Genomic DNA, 18,020 nt, shown 5'->3' with positions numbered 1-18,020 from the left:
TCCAAAGTCACAGCATTTTCGGCCCCCTGGTCGGTGACGCCTGTTCGGGACTGCGTCCGCGGAGGAGTCGCTGCCCTTGGTGCCATACTCTCCGGTCGTGTCGGTGATTTCGCAGTGGCGGCTGTTTGTCGAACGAAGGATCGCCGTACCCGTGGGCGACGGCGACCTGGTGCTCGACGTCGGCAGCGGCGACAAGCCGTCCTGGCGTGCCGATGTACTGCTCGACAGGTACGTCGACTCCGCGTTCGCCGGTCAACGCTCCGGCCGCGACTCCGCGCGCGTGTCCCGCCCCCTCTTCGACGCCGACGCCGCGGACATGCCCTTCGCGGACGGCGCCTTCGCCTACGCAATCTGCTCCAACCTGCTCGAGCACGTGACGGACCCGGTCGGAGTGGCGGCCGAGCTGACGCGCGTGGCCCGCGCCGGATACATCGAGGTGCCCGAAGCTGCGAGCGCGAAGATCGTCGACTTCCCCAGCCACTTGTGGTGGTGCCGCCTGGACGAGACAGACCCGGATGCGCCGACTCTCGTGATGACCGCCAAGAACGCGCCGTACTTCGATGCGGAGATCGACGCCTACATCGAACGCGCCGGAGTACGCCGTGCCCTCGACGACGTCCTGAACAGCAAGTTCGACCACCGCGTCATCCAGCTGCACTGGACCGATGCCGTCCGACTTCGCGCGGAGGGGGAGCTGGACCCGGAGTTCGCGGCGGCGGCCTTGGTGGCGCCGGGCCACCAGCGGACCTGGGAGACCGTCGCCGTCCAGTGGGTCACGAGTGTGATGACGGCCCGCACGCGCCGCCGACGCCGAGGCCTGCGCCTGCGCTACAACGACGTCGTGAAGCCGGCCCTGCACCGGCCGGACAACCCGGTGCTCGAGGCTCGCATCTACCGCGCGGACGCTCAGTAAGGGTCGTACGGGCTGTCGTGGCCGAAGACCTTCGCGGCCAGCCCCCGAAGCCGGAGCCTCAGCAGCACCTTGATCATGACGTTGCGCAGCCACCACGGCATCTCGGCGACGATCCGCATCCGGTCCCGCCAGGTCGGGCGGCCCACGCGGAAGAGCGCCAGGGAACCGGCGCGGCGCTCGTAGACGAGGCGCCGCGAGGGCAACACGTGGGCGAGGATGCCGAGTGTCACGCCGATCGAGGAGTAGCAGTCGTGGATCAGGACCGGGGCGCCCTCCGGCAGGTGCACCGACCATCTCAGGTCGTCCGACAGCGTCCAGTAGTCGTGCTTGCCATCGATGTAGAGATAGTCGAACGACCGGCTCCACCCAGGCCGAGCGCGGGTGCTGTACTCGGCCACCAGCTCGACGACGTCGGTCACTCCTGCCTCATCGATCGTGCGCTCGAAGCGCTCGCGGGTCTTGGCGCCTCCGAACAGCCGGCCGTCGACAAAGGGGTCGATCGCGATCACCCGACCGCCCCGGTCGCGCAGGGCTGCAGCGAGGATGGTCGTGGACCGACCCTGGTGGCTGCCGATCTCGACCGCGACCGCGTTGCGCGGCAGGTCGATCGTGGCGTCCCACAGCAGCGCGGCCTGGTCCTCCGTGAGCCACCCCGAGACACCGGAGGCGAACGACCACGCGCTCGAGAACTCCGCACTTCTCGGGTGGGGCATCATGCTTCCTCGTCTCTCAGGCCGGCTTGGAACCTTCGGAGCACCCTATAGACTCCGGCCCGTTTGCGGGGACGAGGGGAGTGCACTGGTGAACGGCGCCTGGGTCGCCGACCGCACCGAGCGGGCGCGGGATGCAAGGCGCCAGCGGATGGTGTCGTTGGTCGTCGTCGTTGCCGTCGTGGCGCTCAATCTGGCGCAGCAGCCGGGCCTGATCACGTTCGACACGAAGCTCGACCTGCAGTTCAACCCCGGGGCCTTCCTCAGTCGAAGCCTGAACGTCTGGAACGGCGACTGGACACTCGGGGGACTCCAGAACCAAGCGTCGGGCTACCTGGTGCCGATGGGGCCGGTCTTCTGGCTCGGTGCCGTCGCCCACGTCCCCATGTGGATCTGGGAGCGGCTGTGGACCGCCGCGCTGATGCTTCTCGCCTACTTCGGCACCGTGCGGCTGGCGCGGAACTGGCCGGGGATCAACGCCGCGGGAGCGGTGCTCGCCGGCCTGACCTACATGCTGGCGCCCCGAGTCCTGATCACCGTCGGCGGCTTGAGCGGCGAGACCCTCCCGTCCGTCATCCTTCCGTGGACCCTGCTTCCACTGGTGCTCTACCTGCGCGGACGGCTCCCCACCCTGGCCGCCTTCGTCCTGTCGGCCGCCACGATTCCGTGGATGGGTGGCCAGAACGCGACGCTGGTCATCGCCTGCCTCATCCTTCCTGGGCTGCTGCTGCTCCTGGTCTCCGGGCGCACCTTGCTGCGCCGGGTCCGGGACACGCTGGCGTGGACCGGCCTGGCGCTGGTGGCCAGCCTGTGGTGGATCATCCCGTTGGTCGTCATGGGCGGGTACGCGCCACCTTTCCTCAACTTCATCGAGTCGGCCTCCAACACCGCGAGCCGGATCGGCTGGCTCAACTCCTTCCGTGGCACCAGTCACTGGGTCGCCTTCTTCCCCGGAGGGGACAGCGCCGGCTGGGTGGGCGGCTACGAGCTCGTCTCGTCCGCCACGCTCCTGGTCACGACGGTGCTCGTGGCCGGGGCGGGCCTGCTGGGGCTCGCCCAGCCGACGCTGTGGGCGCGTCGGACCCTCGTCATCTCGCTGCTCATCGGCCTGGCGGTCCTCACCATGGGCTCCGCGGAGCCGGCCGGATCAGTGCTCGGCGGACAGTGGCTGGAATTCCTGGACTCCTCGCTGGCGGCGTTGCGCAACGTGCACAAGTTCGACCCGATCGTCCGACTCCCGCTCAGTCTGGGCCTGGGTGCCTTCGTCACGGCGGGCATCCCGCAGCTGCTCGCCGGTATCCGATCGCTGTCGGTGCGTGGCCGAACCCTCGTGGGGACCTTCGCGACAGGCGCTCTGGTCCTTCTGGTGTGCGCCGCCGCCCAGCCTGCTGCCTCCGGCGACCTCCGCGTGGCGGACGGCGTGCGCGACATCTCCCCATCCTGGCGGCAGGCTATCGCCTTCCTGCAGGCCCAGAGCGGACCGAGCGGGGTGATGGTGCTGCCGGGCAGCGGGTTTGCGGTGCAGACCTGGGGCCGGACCATCGACGAGCCGATCCAGGTGCTCGACGGTCCACCGTGGACCGTCCGGAGCCAGAGCACGGTGGCCAACGCAGGCACGCTCCGTTTGCTCGATGCGATCGAGAACCAGGTCGCTGCGGGACATCCGATCCAGGGGTTCGCCAGCGCGTTGCGCCGCATGGGCATCACCTATGTCGTGCTGCGCAACGACCTCGTGCCCGATGCGAACAACGCGGCGTCGGCGGCAGCTGTCAGGGCGTCCGTGAGCGAGGACAGTGGTCTGCGGCACGTCGCCGACTTCGGTCGGACTGCCGACGGGTATCCCGAGGTCGAGGTGCTCGCGCTCGCCGACGACGGACAGGACCCTCGTGTCTCGATCACGGACTCGGCCGACAGTGTGGTTGTGCAGGGTGGCCCCGAGGTCGTCAACGACCTGGCGGAGCTCGGCTTGGTGGCTCCCCACCGGGACGTCATGCTCGCTGACGAGCCGGGCGCCGAGGATCAGGTCCGGCCCGCGGACATCGTGACCGACAGCAACCGACGCGTCGAGCGATCCTTCGCCCGGATCATCGACGGCGTCTCCGGTCCGATGACCGCCGATGAGCGCTACCGGGTGGACCGTCCGATCCACGACTTCGTCGGCGACTCGGTGCCGACGGCGACCACCGTCGCAGAGTATGAGGGTGCGCGCCTCGTCACGGCGTCCAGCTCCGGCGGCTATGCCGATGTACTGGGTGCTATCCGGACCGACGAGCACCCGTATGCGGCCTTCGACGCCTCCGCCTTCACCGCCTGGACGACGTCTCCATTCGTGTCGCCCATCGGCCAGTGGATCGAGGTGCAGTACAACGAGCCCGTGGAGCCCCGTCCGGTCGCGCTGCTCTTCGACAACCGCGGCGGAGCGGACGTGTCGAAGGTGCGGCTCACCACGGACGCCGGATCGGTCGACGCCACCGTCGGGACCGACGGGGTCGCCCAGGGCGTGCAGCTTCCGGCCGGACTCACGACCTCCCTGCGGATGACGGTGCTCGCCCAGCGCCCGTCCGCTGCCCGCGAGGTACGCCTTGCCAACTTCTCCGTCGGGGGCGAGAAGATTCGGAGGACGCTGCGGGTGCCCGGTGAGGTCACCCCGGGCAGCACGATGCTGTTCCGAAGTGAAGAGCCCCGGCGCGGCTGCCTCACCGACGGTAGTGCAGTCACCTGCTCCGCTGCCTGGGAGCGGGAGACACCGGAGACTCCCGGTTTCGACCGCACGGTGACGGTGGCCGAGGGCGGCACCTGGCGGCTGCACGGACGCGTGGTCGCCACCAACGGTCCCACCCTCGACCGGCTGTTCGAACCGCTGAGCCCGCGACAGGTACGGGTTGAGGCGTCGTCAACCTATGCGGGGGACCCGGCGGTCGTCGGAGCCAACGCCTTCGACGGGCGCGACGACACGAGTTGGTACGCCTCGCCGTTCGACCGTAAGCCGACCCTCCAGCTGTCCTGGAAGCGACCGCGCACCATCACCTCGGTCAAGGCGCTGCTCGGTGCTGATCAGCCAGGCGAGCTGCCGGGAACACTCGTCGTCGACCCGATGGAGGACGGCATCAAGCCCCAGCTCGTCGCGACCTCCGGCGACTTCGCCGGGCTGATGAGGCCGGTCCGCACGAAACGGCTGCAGATCAGCGTCCTGCCCGACGAGCAGCGGGGCACGGTCGGGATCGGGGAGCTGAAGATCGGCGGCCTCGCGGCCCTGCGTCATGAGACCGAGCCGGACACGCCGACCGGCCAGGCGTGCGGGTTCGGCCCCAAGATCGAGGTGGACGGCCGTACCGTCGACACGAAGATCGTCGGCACGATCAAGGACGTCGTCGACGGCGCGGAGCTCTCGCTCGAGCCGTGCGGTGACGATGCGGTGCACCTGGCGGCCGGGACCCAGCGGATCCGCGTCACCAATCCCGCCGGCTTCGCGGTCTCCAGGCTGTGGCTCGAGCCCGCCGCACCGACTTCCCCGACGGCCCCGACGGTGGGCGGTGGCTCCTCCGTCCACGTGCTCTCCTGGTCGCCGACGACGCGGAGCGTCAAGGTGCGCTCGAGCGGACAGGCCGTGCTCAGCATGGCCCAGAGCGTCAACCGGGGTTGGGAGGCGCGCGTCGGCGGCAAGCTGCTCACGCCGATCACCGTCGACGGCTGGAAGCAGGGGTGGCGCCTCCCCGCGGGCACCTCCGGGAACGTCTCGCTCCAGTACGCGCCGCAGTCGATGTTCCAGTGGGGAATCGTGGTCGGTTTCTCCCTCGCCGCCGGGCTGACCCTCCTAGCGTTGATGCTGCTCGTGAGGTCGGCTGGTCGAGGGTCGCGTCGCCGGCGCGCAAGCCGGCGCGCGACGTCGGTGCGGCCGGTCGGCCTGCTGCCCGTGGCCCCCACCCGCCCAGCTCGCGGTCCCCATCGACTGCTGATGATGATCGGTGCGGCCTCCCTGGCGCTGGTCTCGGTCCCACTTGGTGTCGGCGCTCTGGCCGGCTTCGCCTTCCGACGGTTGTCCCTGGCAGCCATCAGCGCGGCTTGCGCCTCGGGCGTGGCCGCCGCGACCGTCGTCACGCTCGCCGACGTCGGCGGCCCCCGGAACCCGCCCGTGGTCGCCGACGTCATCACGGCCGTCGTCGTCGGCCTGGTCGCTGGCCGTGCGCTCTTCGGTGAGGACGAGCTCGGGCCCGATCTCGAGTGATCGCCCGGATTCGCACCGTTCTCGTCGCACTCCTCGTCGACGTGACCGGAGGGGTCCGTACCGTCCCGCCCGAGGCGGTGGAGGAGGTAGCCGGAGAGGACGAAGGGACGGACCGGACCAGAGGTGGGCCGGCCGACCCATGTGCCTGTCAGCGAGGAGGGGTGGACGATCACCAGCATCAGAGCGGCGAAGCCACACAACCTCGTCGGTGCGGCGATCTGGGCGGTTCGCTCGGACGGGCTTGCTCTGGCACGGGCGTCGTCGAAGGTCACGGCGGTGCTGACTGCCACGTCGTAGGGAGTACGACCGTGGGGCCGTACAGGCGCGGAGGAGTCTCGGCCGATCAGATAAGGTCGCCCGCGTGTCCGAACACCTCCTGCGCCGTGGTGAGCGATGGGCACCCTCCTTGCGCCGCTCCGTCTCGCTCTTCCGTGCCTTCGGCAAGGAGCAGACCGAGCCGGCCGTGTTCTACGGGGCGCTGGCGAACGACTCGGCCGACCAGCTCGAGGGATACATCGGGCTCGACCGCGCCGCGATGCTCGACGTGGGTGGCGGCCCCGGCTACTTCCGGCGGGTGTTCGAGGACCGCGGGGCGACCTACTTCGCGCTCGACGCCGACGTCGGTGAGCTCTCGGGTCTCGGCGACATCTCGCCGCGGACGGTGATCGGGAGCGGCATGGAGCTGCCCTTCGGCGACGGCACCTTCGATCTCTGCTACTCCTCGAACGTGCTCGAGCACGTGCCGGATCCGTGGCGGATGGCGGACGAGATGGTGCGGGTCACGAAGCCCGGCGGCACTACGTTCATCTCGTACACCGTCTGGTACGGCCCGTGGGGCGGGCACGAGACGGCACCGTGGCACTTCCTCGGCGGACGCCGCGCCCGCGAGCGCTACCGCCGTCGGCACGGGCGGGAGCCGAAGAACAAGTACGGCGAGTCGTTGTTCCCCGTCACCGTGAAGGCCGGCCTGGACTGGGCCGCGCGTCAGCGACGCGCCGAGGTGCTCGACGTGATACCGCGCTACAACCCACGGTTCACCTACTGGCTCGTCAAGGTGCCCCTCGTCCGCGAGCTGCTGACCTGGAACCTTGTGATCGTCCTCCGGCGGCGATGACGCAGACCGCGTCGGCCCAAGACCGGTTCACCTGGCGGTTCAGGCTGGTTGCCTGCTGTCTCGTCCTGGTCGCGTTGTCGTTCTCGCAGCGTCCGGGCCGACTCGTCGGCGACACAAAGCTCGACCTCGTCATCAACCCCGCCGGATTCCTCGCCCGCTCGCTCCACCTGTGGGATCCGCACGGCGGGTTCGGGCAGGTGCAGAACCAGGCCTACGGCTACCTGTTCCCGATGGGGCCCTTCTTCCTGCTCGGTCACGTGCTGACCCTCCCGGGGTGGGTCGTCCAGCGACTGTGGTGGGCCTTGCTCCTGGTCGTCGCCTTCCTCGGTGTCGTCAAGCTGTGCGGCGCTCTCGGGCTGGGCTCGCCGGTCAGCAGGGTCGTGGCCGGCTTCGCCTTCGCGCTGTCGCCGCGGATCCTCACCGTGCTGGGGCCGATCTCCATCGAGGCCTGGCCCAGCGCCTTCGCAGCGTGGGTGCTGATCCCGCTCGTGGTCGGGACGCAGCGGGGCTCGCCGCGCCGGGCTGCCCTGCTCTCCGCGTTGGCGGTCGCCGCTGTCGGGGGCGTCAACGCCGCCGCAACCTTCGCGGTGATCCCGCTGGGGGTCGTCTGGCTGCTGACCCGAGAGCCCGGGCCACGCCGTCGTTCCCTGATGATCTGGTGGCCGACGTTCGTGCTCGTCGGCACAGCGTGGTGGATCGTGCCCCTACTGCTGCTGAGCCGCTACAGCCCGCCCTTCCTCGACTACATCGAGACGGCCCGCGTCACGACCCTCCCGACGACGGTCTTCGATGCGTTGCGGGGCACATCGCACTGGGTGCCGTACGTCGACGCGACCTGGCAGGCCGGCAACGACCTGCTCACCACGAGCTACATAGCACTCAACATGGGTGTGCTCGTCCTCTTCGGGATCGTCGGCCTCGCGATGCGGGGCAACCCGCACCGTCAGTTCCTCGTGCTGTCGCTCCTGGTCGGCCTCCTGATGGTCACGGCCGGCCACGGCGGTCAACTCGCGGGCTGGTTCGCCGGCGGGGAGCGCGGCGCGCTGGACGGGGCCCTCGCGCCGCTGCGCAACGTGCACAAGTTCGACCCCATCATCCGGCTGCCCCTGGTGCTCGGGTTGGCATACCTGCTCGCCGACCTCGCCAGCCGGGCGCGTGAGGTGGTGGACCGCCCTGGGCTGGGCGGCTCCGAGCCGGGACGCTCTGTGCCGACCGGCGCCCAGCGAAGGCACGTCGGTGTGTTGCTGCTCGCCATCGTCTCGATCATCGGCATCGCCGGCCCTGCGTTCGCGGGGCGCCTCGGCGCCGCCAACGACTTCGACGCTGTGCCGGCCTACTGGTATCGCACCGCCGCCTGGATCAACGAGAACTCCGCGGACACGACCGCGCTGCTCGTCCCGGGCTCCAGCTTCGCGTACTACCGGTGGGGCGATCCGGACGACGAGCCGCTCCAGCCGTTGGCGTCCTCGCCGTGGGCAGTCCGCAACGCCGTCCCGCTCGCACCCGCTGGGAACATCCGGATGCTCGACGCGGTCGAGGAGCAGCTGGCGTCCGGACGGCCGTCTCCGGGGTTGGCCCCTTACCTGAGCCGAGCCGGGATCAGTCACCTGGTGGTGCGCAACGACCTGCGCGGCACCGACCAGACGGCACCCGTCCTGGTGCACCAAGCTCTGGCAGGGTCGCCCGGCATCCGTCGCGTGGCCACGTTCGGACCGAAGGTGGGCAGCACCGCCCGCGTTGCGGGCGCTGACGATCCGACGATCATCGATCACGGCTGGACCCGGCCCTATCGCGCCGTCGAGATCTACGAGGTCGACGGCGCGCACCGCGCCGTCGCCTCTACCTCCGCCCCCGTAGTGGTCGGCGGTCCCGAGGACCTGCTCGGCCTGCTGGACACCGGCCTGATCGATGACGCTCCGGCGGTGCTGGCTGCGAACGCCACCGGCGATGCACACGTGGATCGGCTGGTCCTGACAGACGGGCTGCGCAAGCGGGAGCGCAACTTCGGGCGCATTCTCGGCGCCACCTCGCCTACGCTGACTGCCGCCGACGAGGGACGGCTCGGTGCGCCCGCCCGCGACTACACGATCAGCGGCTCGCGGTGGGAGACGCACGCGGCGTACGTCGGAGCGGCCGACGTGACCGCCTCGTCGTCCCAGGCCTTCGCCGACACCTCCGGAGGCGACACAGTGGGGGAGCACCTGCCCTTCGCGGCCTTCGACGGGCTGACCCAGACCCAGTGGGAGTCCGACGCGAGCGACCCGAACCCGTGGGTGGCTGTCGAGCTGAAGGCTGCCCAGCAGGTCGCCTCCGTCGTCGTGGTCACGGGCGAGGGGGAGGGCGGCCGCAAAGGCACCGAGCGGATCTGGGTAGAGACCGACGCGGGCACCAGCGAGACCGTGACGGCACACCCCGGACGTCCGGTGACCGTCAGCCTCCCTCCCGGCCGGACCTCGACGGTGCGCGTGGTGCGCGCCGCGCCCGCGGATGGGCCCTTCTCCGTGGCGGAGGTGCAGGTGCCGGGCGTCGACGTCGACCGCACCCTCGTCCTGCCGAGCGTCCCGGCGGCGTGGGGTGCTCCTGACTCGATCCTGCTGTCGTCCACCGACGGCTGGCGCGAGGCCTGCGTCACCGTCGACGGAGACGTGCGCTGCGACCCCGACCGGGCGCGGCTCGGCGAGGAGCCCGGTGCGCTCGACCGGACGCTTCGCCTCGGCAAGGGTGCCTCGTACGCCCTGCGCGCCGAGGTCACGCCGACGAACGGCGAAGCCCTCCAGGCACTGATCCAGCGCGACCAGCTCATCAACGTCCGGTCGTCGTCAGACGCCGTCGACGACGCCCGGGGGTCCGCGGTCGCAGCGATCGACGGGGCACGGGGCACGACGTGGGTCGCAGACCCCGACGACGAGCACCCGGCGCTGTCGCTGAGGTGGCTCGGCGAGCGCACCGTCCGCGGGATCCAGGTCCGACTCGATCGGCAGGCGCCCGCATCCCGGCCGAGATCGGTGGTGCTCGACTACCCCGGTGGTCGTCAGGCGGTCGAGTTGGACGAGCACGGCCACGCCGACGTGAAGCCCTTCCGGGCGACGCGCGTCGACCTCTATCTCAAGGCCGACGAGCCGACCCGCAACCTTGCGAGCAACGGCGAGGTCGAGGAGCTCGGCGTCGGCGTGAGCGAGCTCCGCCTCGACGGCGTCGCGCTCCTGCCTCTCACGCTCTCGGACCAGCGTCGTGACCTGGGCTGCTCCTACGGCCCGACGGTCCGGGTCGGCGCGGCCTTCTACGCCACCTCGGTGACGGCATCGCCCCGTGAGCTCTTCAACGGTGGCCTGTTGCCTACCCGGCTGTGTGGACCGGAGCAGGTTGACGTACCGACGGGCGAGACTCGCGTCGTCCTCTCGCCAGCTCCGGCGTTCCACGGCATGCGTCTGGTGATGACCCGCGGCCCCGCGCAGGCGTCAACCGTGACGCCGGCCGGTCTGACCGACGACTCCCCGGTGTCGCGCACCCTCACGATCCCGGGGTCGGGTGCCTCGATGGCTGCGATCCGGGAGAATCAGAACCCCGGCTGGAGCGGATCTGCCGTCGGTGGCGGCACGGTCGAGGGGGTCACCGTCGACGGCTGGCAGCAGGGCTGGCGCCTCGACGGCGGCGTGACAGAGGTCGACCTGAGGTTCGGGCCCGACCGGCTCTATCGCGCGGCCATCGGACTCGGGGCCATCGCACTGGTCCTGCTGGCCGCCCTCGCGTTCGTACGTCGACGCCCCGACCTGCCGTCACCGGCGGTGGGCTCCAGGATCGTGCCGGCGCCACTGTTGGGCGCGGTGGGCGCGGTGACACTCGGCGTCGTCGGCGGCTGGTGGGCGTTCGCCCTCGGAGGGACTGCCCTGGTCGTGACCCTGATCGTGACCGACCGCTGGGTCCGGTCCGACGCGATGGCCTGGGCCGGCGGCCTCCTCGTCGCGGCCGCGGCGCCGTTCTACTGGTGGCGACCGCTGGGCTCTGCCCACGGCTGGGCGGGCACGCTGGCCGCGCCTCAGCTGCTCGTGTTCGCCGGCCTGGGCGTGATGGTCGCGCTGACGCTCGACGGCGGCCGGTCGAAGAGGCTCTTCCACCGCATCGAGGGCAGCTCGACCAGTCGGTAGAGGATCTCCGACACCACGACGCTCATGGCCAGGGTGATCGTGAACAGCTCGAGGGTTCGGCCGTGGAACAGCTCCATGTCCCGCCAGCGCCAGACCAGCTCGAGGATCACGAGGTGGACGCAGAAGATGCCGTACGAGAGATGGCCGAGGTGGCGAAACGGCCGCCACGACATGGCGCGCGCGTAGCGTCCGCGCGGGTCGGCGTACACGCCTGGCAGGATCAGCAGCCCGGCGATCGCGGCGTACAGGAGGTTCTTGCCGAGCGCCTCGCCGAGCGTCGGCGGGATGAGCAGGGCGGGACCGGCGATCGGCGTGGAGGCGATCGCGAACAGCGCCAGCCCGGCCGTCCAGCACGCGCCCGGCGCCTGGCCCATGCGACGTACAGCCTCCGCGAGCCACGACGTCGCCGCCGCGCCGCGCGTGTCGGGCGCATCGCTGGTCCGCACGGCGCAGGCGGCGATGAGCATCCCGACCGCGAACCAGGTGAGGTAGGAGGGGAGCCAGAGGCTCATCATCGTGCCGTCGAGCTCGAGGCCGGATGACACCATCGCCAGCCACGCGACGTTGACCAGCACCATCGCCGCGAGGACGACGGAGAGGCGGGACGGCCCGTGGCCGTGGTCTCGGCGCCGGGAGAGTGCAAGCCAGAGGAGAAGCGGTAGCACGAGGTAGAAGGCGGCCTCGGTGCCCAGGCTCCACATCTGCGTCAGACCGTCCGGCAGCCGGCCGTCGAAGTAGATGTTGGTCAGAGTGAGCGTCTTCAGCCAGGTGGCCGGTGAGGCGTCGTTGTTGCCGGGCAGGAGGACGAGCGCGGCCACTGCAGCGATCAGGTAGACGGGCATGACCCGGAGGACCCGTCTCCAGAGGTACGTGCGGGTCGACGGTGCCGGGTAGCCGTGATCGTGCCGGGTGAACCATGGACGGGTCAACAGGAAGCCCGAGAGCACGAAGAACACCGCGACGCCGATGTCGAGGCGGGAGAGCGCCGTCCCGTAGTGGGGCCTGGCGTACGCGCCGCCCCAGAACGATGCGTGGGTGGCGAGCACGGCGATCGCCGCTATCGCCCGCATCGTGTCGAGAGCAGGGAGAGCGGTGACCGAGCGGCGATCCTTCACGGTCATCGTGTCGGTGACGGGCGTCGCTGTCACGGACGACCCACCATCCACGGGCTCGAGATTCGAGGGGTCGGCACAGTCCGACTATCGCACGGGGGCATCGGTCGGGCAGCCGTTACCCTCTCGCTCATGTCCATCGCAGTTGACCCGATCGCGATCGTTCGTCGCCTGGCCCGGATCAGTCGAGAACGGGGCCCGGTATGGGTCATCCGCTCGGCGGTGGGATGGGTCGTCGGATGGTTGGCGGGCTGGCCGCGCGCGGGGCGAAGGTCGACCACGTCGTTCGGCTGGGACGGCCGGCAGGTGCCCTACTTCCATCACCGCTACAACTACACCTGGCTCAACGAGCGGGCGGTCGAGACGGCGCTGGCCCTCGAGGTGCTGGGCGACCATGCCGGGCAGGACGTGCTGGAGATCGGCAACGTGCTCGGTCACTACGTGCCGGTCGACCACCTGGTGGTGGACAAGTACGAGGTGGCGCCAGGCGTGTTGAACGCTGACGCCGCCGACCTCGAGATCGACGGCCGCTTCGACCTGATCCTCTGCATTTCCACCCTCGAGCACGTCGGACTCGACGAGGAGGTCAAGGACCCGTTGAAGGCGAGCCGCGCCGTCACCCGGCTCCAGTCGCTCCTCAAGCCCGGCGGGATGCTCTGGATCACGCACCCGGTCGGCTACAACCTCGACCTCGACCGGCAGATCCGCGTTGGGGAGGTCTCGTTCACCCGGTTGCGCGCGCTGCGCCGCGACGACTTCCGCAACCGCTGGCACGAGGTGCCGGTCGACGACGTGTGGTCGGCGCAGTACGACCGATTGCTCTACACGGCCCACGGCATCGTCGTCGCCGAGTACGTGGCACCTGCAGCCGCGTGAGAACGTCTCGACGATGAAGCGCGTGCTTCCGCTGACCTGGGCTGCAGTGCTGAGTGTCCTGATGCTCGGGCCGGCACTCGCGCCGGGCTTCGTCCTCATCCGCGACATGGTCTGGGTGCCGAACCTCGCGATGCACCGGGACGTGCTGGGACTCGGGTCGGCGCTGCCGCGGGCCGTCCCGTCGGACGCCGTCGTTGCGATCCTCGACGAAGTCGTGCCGGGGATGCTGCTTCAGAAGCTTGTCCTGCTCGGTGCGCTGGTCGGAGCGGGCACCGGGGCCGCGGCGCTGGTCCGATCGGGACTCGTGGTCAGGCTGGTGGCGGTCAGCGTCGCGATCTGGAGCCCCTTCGTCGTCGAGCGTCTGGCGATCGGGCACTGGCCGATGCTGCTCGGCTATGCGGCGGTGCCGTGGTTGGCGGTGGCCGGACGTCGGGTCGCGGCTGAGCAGGTGGTCCCGGTGTGGACCCCGTTCGTGCTGCTGGCCGGCAGCCTGAGCGCCAACGCCGGGCTCGTGTCGGCGGCCGTGCTGCTGGTGACGGGGATGGCGGGCGGCGTACGGCGCAGGTCGACCGGGTTGCTCATGGCCATGGTCGTCGCCGCGAACGCGCCCTGGCTGGTCGCCGGTCTGGCCCACACGACAGCCGCGGCCGATGCGGGCGGCTTCCGCATCTTCGCCACCGCAGGTCACGGTCTGCCCGCGCCGCTCGCCGTCCTGACGCTGGGCGGGATCTGGAACTCCGATGTCGCCGCGGGTCGCGGCGGCGTCCTGGGATGGGCCGCGGCCGCCCTTGTCGTCGGGCTTGCCGCGCTCGGCGCGAGGGACTGGTGGCGGGCACAGGGGCGACGCCAGGGTGTCGCGTTGATCGTCCTGTGGACGCTCGGGGTGGCGATCGCCCTGCTGTCCTGGGCAGCGCCCCAGACACTGGCCGCCGTCGGAGGTGCTGTTCCCGGTCTGGGCCTTCTGCGCGACGGCAGTCGCTCGTTGGCGCTCGCGATGCCGCTCACCGTCGGGCTCGTCGCCGCGGGGGCCGGAGTTCTCGCGGGGCTTCCTCGAGCGCCGATCGCCCGCGCGGCGCTCGCCGTCGCGCTCGTGCTCGCGCCCGTGGCCGTGCTGCCTGAGGCATCGTGGGGGAGGGGTGGCGAGCTGCGGGCGGTGCACTACCCGGCCGAGTGGCTCGCGGCGACGGGTGAGGTCGGGACGACCCACGGGGACGCGCTCGTGCTCCCCTGGAGCGCCTATCGTGCGCCGGCTTGGAACAACGGTCGGCCGGTGCTGGACCCACTCAACCGCCTGCTCCCCGTCGCCGTGGTCTCCGACGGAGACCTGGTCGTGGGCGCGACGACCGTGCGCGGTGAGGACCCTCGGGCCGCGCAGGCTCACGCCGCGCTGGCGCTGCCGTCGCCACAGGCGCGCGCCGACGCGCTCCGCGCGATCGGCATCGGATGGGTGCTGGTGGAGAAGGATGCGCGCGGGAGTGCGGAGCCGGTGGCAGGACGGGCCGTCCACGACGGGCCTCTGCTGCGTGTTGCCAGGCTGGTGGGCACCGTCCACGAACAGCCTGTCGCACGTGGGCGGGTGATCGCACAGCTCCTTGCCTGGGCCGCGTTCCTGGCCCTGTTGCTCGTCGGCGTCGTCATCAGTATGAGACGCGCTTACTCAGGAGTAGCCACATGGCGTGCTTGGGCTGCTACTCTCTGGCCGACCGGGAAGAGGGAGTAGTCAGTGTTTAACCTGGGTATTGTCGCCAGCATTGCGAGCGTGCTCGCCGGCGGTGTGATCGCCACCGCCACCGTGGTCGGCGTGGTGAACAGTTCGGTGAACAGTGCTCCTGCTCAACCGGGCAGCGTCTCGGGCTCGTCGGTCATCCAGTACGGATCCCGCTGAGCCCACAGCATCCAGCCCGCGGCACCGGACAGGTCGCCGCGGGCTGAGCTGATTTCGGAGCCGTTTCCCAGCCGTTCCGTGGGCCGTCGGCGCGGGGTGGGCGCGACCTGTGACGGGATGCACATACTCGCCGGTAATTACTGCTACTGTGCGTCCGATTCCGTGACCTTGGGAGGGTTCAAGCGTGCGTGCTGTTGTTGGTCGGGTGGCCTTGCTGCTGGGTGTTTTCGCGTTGGTGGCGGCCGCGGTGGCCATCTTCTGGGGGAAGGATGCTGCCTACAAGATCCCCATGAACACTGACTCCTACACCCGTCTGACGGGGGAGGCGTCCGGCGCTCTCGCCAAGTCGGACACGCCCGTCCCGGTGACCTACATCGTGCACACGCAGGTCGACCCGAAGAAGTCGAACGACGACGTCATCGCGATGGTGCAGACCGAGTGCGTGGCGACGACCACCGACTACTGCATCGATGAGAAGGGCAACTTCGTCCTCGCGGCCGACGACGAGCACGTCGTCACCATCAGCCAGGACAAGTTCGCGCTCGACCGGAGGACCGGCTTCCCTGTCGAGGACCAGGCCAAGTACATCGGCGACCCCGACAAGGTGATGCCCTACGAGGGCGTGGTGGTGAAGTTCCCGTTCGACACGGAGCAGAAGAACTACGACTACTGGGACGGCAACCTCGGCAAGGCCGTCACGGCCACCTACAAGGGCATCCGGACCATCGACGGTCTGAAGACCTACCGGTTCGACGTCGCGGTCCCTGCGCAGGACGCCGAGGTCGCCGCAGGCACCCAGGGCACGTATGCGGCCACGCAGAGCGTGTGGGTCGACCCGAAGACGGGCGCCTTCATCGACCAGACGGGCACGAAGACGGTCACGCTGGCCGACGGGACGCGCGTCCTCGACATCGAGGCCAAGTACACCCCGGACACCGTGAAGACCAACGTCGCGGACGCGAAGAGCAACAAGCGCTCGCTGTGGCTGATGGGCACGTTCCTGCCGATCTACGCCCCGATCATCGGCGTGGTCCTCCTCGTGCTCGGCTTCTTCCTGCTGCGCCGCCGCCCGCCCGCGCCCGCGGCTGAGCCGCGCACGCCCGTCGCCGCCGGACGCTGACCTCGAGGCTCAGCCGAGCTCGGCCGCGAAGATCGCGGTCCCGGGGGTGAGCATCCCCCGGGTCCGCGACCAGCCGCCCCAGACCCGGTCGTGGTCGGCCGGCCACTCCGGCTCGACCAGGTCGGTGAGCCGGAAGCCGGCGCCCGCCAGGAGGGCGACCCAGTCACCCAGGGTCCGGTGATGCTCGACGTACGACACCACGCCGGTGGCCTCGTCGGCCTCGACGTACGGCGTGCGGTCCCAGTAGGACTGGCTCGCCACGAGGCCCTCCGGGCCGGGGTCGTCAGCGAACATCCAGCGCGTCGGATGTGTGATCGAGAACGCGAACCGGCCGCCCGGCCGCAGCACCCGCACCACCTCGGCGACGCACACCTCGATGTCCGCCACGAACTGCAGCGCGCCGAACGAGCAGAACACCACGTCGAACGAGTGGTCGGCGAAGGGGAGTGCGGTCGCCGTCGCCTGCACGGACGGCACCACGACCCCGACCGCGTCATCGATGCGCACCGAGTGCTGGAGCTGCCGGTGCGAGAGGTCGAGACCGTACGCGCGCCCGCCCTGCGATCGCACCCATCGGGCGCACTGGCCGGCCCCTGAACCCAGCTCGAGCACGTCGCGGCCCTCGACGTCGCCGAGGACGCCGGCCTCCTTCTCGGTCAGCCCCTCGGGGCCCCACACGAAGCCGATGTCGCCCAGGAACGCGCCGTGCGTGGCCTGGTACTCGTCGGCGTACCGGTCCCAGTCGGGGCCGTTCGCCCGTCGTGACTCCGCCTCGCTCACGGGCCGGCGCTCGGCCCGGACCGGCGGGTCAAGCGGCTGATCGTCGGCCCCAGTCACGCCGTCGAGGCTAGCGCGGCTCAGCGCGGGTCGCAGCCTCGGCCCGCTTCCTCGCCTTGGAGGCGTACATCGACGCATCCGCCTCGGCGAGCGCACGCTCGAGCCTGGAGCCCGGCTTGCCGTCGGGCAGGACGGGCGCGGCGCCGACCGAGGCGCTGACCCCGACCGCCGCAAGTGCGTCGGCGTAGCGCGCGGCCACGGTGTCGAGGTCGGCGACCGCGACGTCCTCGACGTACACCGCGAACTCGTCGCCGCCGTAGCGCGCGACCTTGTCACCGGCCCGCGCCGCCGTTCGGAGCGCGGAGGCCGCCGACGCGATCAACGCGTCACCGGCGTGGTGCCCGACGCGGTCGTTGACGGTCTTGAGGTCGTCGAGGTCGATCATCAGCACGCCGACCTGGTCGCCGAGGGCGTCGACCCGCTCCTGTGCCTCGGCCGCGAGCAGGTCCCAGCCCCGCCTGTTCATCAGTCCGGTGAGACCGTCGCTGTTGGCGACGGCCTCGGCGAGCACGGCCGCATGGTGCAGCGCGCTGCAGCTGCGGACGAGCACGAGCTGCGCCGACAGGAGCTCGGAGAAGACGTCGAGCATAGCCTTGTCGACGTGCTCGCCACCGAGCAGCGGCTCGGCGCGCACGCCGCACAGCGTGCCGAAGAGCGAGCCGTCCCCGTCGAGGATCGGCACCCCGGCGTAGGCCCGGACGTCGACGGCGGCGGGGATGTCGGCGTAGTCGGCGTCGAGCTGGGAGTCGTGCACGACCTGCGACGCGCCGGCCAGCATGCGGCGACAGAACGTCTCGTCCCACGCGACCCGGTCTCCGACCTGCAGCAGCGTGTCGCCGCGGACGTGGAGGTGCACCTGCTCGTCGCCGGCGACGCGGCTGACCGACCAGTCGGTGAGCGGGGTGCGACTGTTGAGGAAGTCGACGACCCGCTGGGCCGATGCGATGAACGTCTCCAGGTCGGTCGGCTCAGCTGCGTCCACGGTGGGAGGCTAGGGCAGAGCGGAGGATCGTGGGGTGCTGTTGCGGCATCTGCGGGTGTCGCCCTGCGGGTGGTCGCGCCGGTTGGACGCGCTCCCGCGTC

The 18,020-nt window shown here is 70.6% G+C and carries 12 protein-coding genes; 8 read left to right on the top strand and 4 right to left on the bottom strand.

The window, feature by feature from the left end; all coding sequences use genetic code 11:
* Positions 1–151 precede the first annotated feature (151 nt).
* Complete coding sequence (locus ABD205_RS10490) at positions 152–913, top strand: class I SAM-dependent methyltransferase (RefSeq protein ID WP_344044754.1); 762 nt, start codon at positions 152–154, stop codon at positions 911–913.
* Here ABD205_RS10490 and ABD205_RS10485 read toward each other — a convergent pair.
* Positions 907–1,626 (bottom strand): class I SAM-dependent methyltransferase, encoded by a 720-nt coding sequence (locus ABD205_RS10485; protein ID WP_344044753.1) that lies wholly within the window; start codon positions 1,624–1,626, stop codon positions 907–909. The genes ABD205_RS10490 and ABD205_RS10485 overlap by 7 nt on opposite strands.
* An 88-nt stretch (positions 1,627–1,714) precedes the next feature.
* Between ABD205_RS10485 and ABD205_RS10480 the strand changes: the two genes are divergently transcribed.
* From ABD205_RS10480 to ABD205_RS10470, 3 genes are all read left to right on the top strand, one after another.
* Positions 1,715–5,848, top strand: coding sequence for an alpha-(1->3)-arabinofuranosyltransferase domain-containing protein (locus ABD205_RS10480; protein ID WP_344044752.1), 4,134 nt, complete (start codon positions 1,715–1,717; stop codon positions 5,846–5,848).
* 361 nt (positions 5,849–6,209) lie between these two features.
* Positions 6,210–6,962 carry a class I SAM-dependent methyltransferase gene (locus ABD205_RS10475; RefSeq protein ID WP_344044751.1) on the top strand — a complete coding sequence of 251 codons (753 nt, stop codon included), beginning with the start codon at positions 6,210–6,212 and terminating at the stop codon, positions 6,960–6,962.
* On the top strand, positions 6,959–11,107 hold the full coding sequence (locus tag ABD205_RS10470; RefSeq protein ID WP_344044750.1) for an alpha-(1->3)-arabinofuranosyltransferase domain-containing protein: 4,149 nt from the start codon (positions 6,959–6,961) through the stop codon (positions 11,105–11,107). The genes ABD205_RS10475 and ABD205_RS10470 overlap by 4 nt, the downstream gene beginning before the upstream one ends.
* Here ABD205_RS10470 and ABD205_RS10465 read toward each other — a convergent pair.
* Entirely contained in the window at positions 10,999–12,255 is a 1,257-nt protein-coding gene (locus tag ABD205_RS10465) for an acyltransferase family protein (protein ID WP_344044749.1), read from the bottom strand. The genes ABD205_RS10470 and ABD205_RS10465 overlap by 109 nt on opposite strands.
* A 96-nt stretch (positions 12,256–12,351) precedes the next feature.
* On the opposite strand from ABD205_RS10465, the gene ABD205_RS10460 reads away from it, so the two are divergent.
* The 4 genes from ABD205_RS10460 to pgfA all read left to right on the top strand — a co-directional run bounded on the left by ABD205_RS10460 (position 12,352) and on the right by pgfA (position 16,100).
* On the top strand, positions 12,352–13,095 hold the full coding sequence (locus ABD205_RS10460; RefSeq protein WP_344044748.1) for a methyltransferase domain-containing protein: 744 nt from the start codon (positions 12,352–12,354) through the stop codon (positions 13,093–13,095).
* A gap of 13 nt (positions 13,096–13,108) precedes the next feature.
* On the top strand, positions 13,109–14,815 hold the full coding sequence (locus ABD205_RS10455) for an MmpA family trehalose lipid delivery protein (RefSeq protein ID WP_344044747.1): 1,707 nt from the start codon (positions 13,109–13,111) through the stop codon (positions 14,813–14,815).
* Positions 14,816–14,818: 3 nt separating this feature from the next.
* Complete coding sequence (locus ABD205_RS10450) at positions 14,819–14,980, top strand: hypothetical protein (protein ID WP_344044746.1); 162 nt, start codon at positions 14,819–14,821, stop codon at positions 14,978–14,980.
* 184 nt (positions 14,981–15,164) lie between these two features.
* On the top strand, positions 15,165–16,100 hold the full coding sequence (gene pgfA, locus ABD205_RS10445; protein ID WP_344044745.1) for a cell envelope lipid trafficking protein PgfA: 936 nt from the start codon (positions 15,165–15,167) through the stop codon (positions 16,098–16,100).
* A gap of 9 nt (positions 16,101–16,109) precedes the next feature.
* Here pgfA and ABD205_RS10440 read toward each other — a convergent pair whose 3' ends face one another.
* On the bottom strand, positions 16,110–16,937 hold the full coding sequence (locus tag ABD205_RS10440; RefSeq protein ID WP_344044744.1) for a class I SAM-dependent methyltransferase: 828 nt from the start codon (positions 16,935–16,937) through the stop codon (positions 16,110–16,112).
* 10 nt (positions 16,938–16,947) lie between these two features.
* Positions 16,948–17,919, bottom strand: a complete 972-nt coding sequence (locus ABD205_RS10435) for a GGDEF domain-containing protein (protein ID WP_344044743.1) — start codon at positions 17,917–17,919, stop codon at positions 16,948–16,950.
* Positions 17,920–18,020: the final 101 nt, after the last annotated feature.

The sequence above is a fragment of the Nocardioides panacihumi genome (genome assembly GCF_039530925.1).
Classification (GTDB): domain Bacteria; phylum Actinomycetota; class Actinomycetes; order Propionibacteriales; family Nocardioidaceae; genus Nocardioides; species Nocardioides panacihumi.
This window is presented reverse-complemented; position numbering and strand designations above follow the sequence as displayed.

Excerpts from the sequence above, each read along its gene's own strand:
- ABD205_RS10455 (WP_344044747.1), top strand. The coding sequence starts at position 13,109 with ATGAAGCGCGTGCTTCCGCTGACCTGGGCTGCAGTGCTGAGTGTCCTG.
- ABD205_RS10485 (WP_344044753.1), bottom strand. The coding sequence starts at position 1,626 with ATGCCCCACCCGAGAAGTGCGGAGTTCTCGAGCGCGTGGTCGTTCGCC.
- ABD205_RS10470 (WP_344044750.1), top strand. The coding sequence starts at position 6,959 with ATGACGCAGACCGCGTCGGCCCAAGACCGGTTCACCTGGCGGTTCAGG.
- ABD205_RS10460 (WP_344044748.1), top strand. The coding sequence starts at position 12,352 with ATGTCCATCGCAGTTGACCCGATCGCGATCGTTCGTCGCCTGGCCCGG.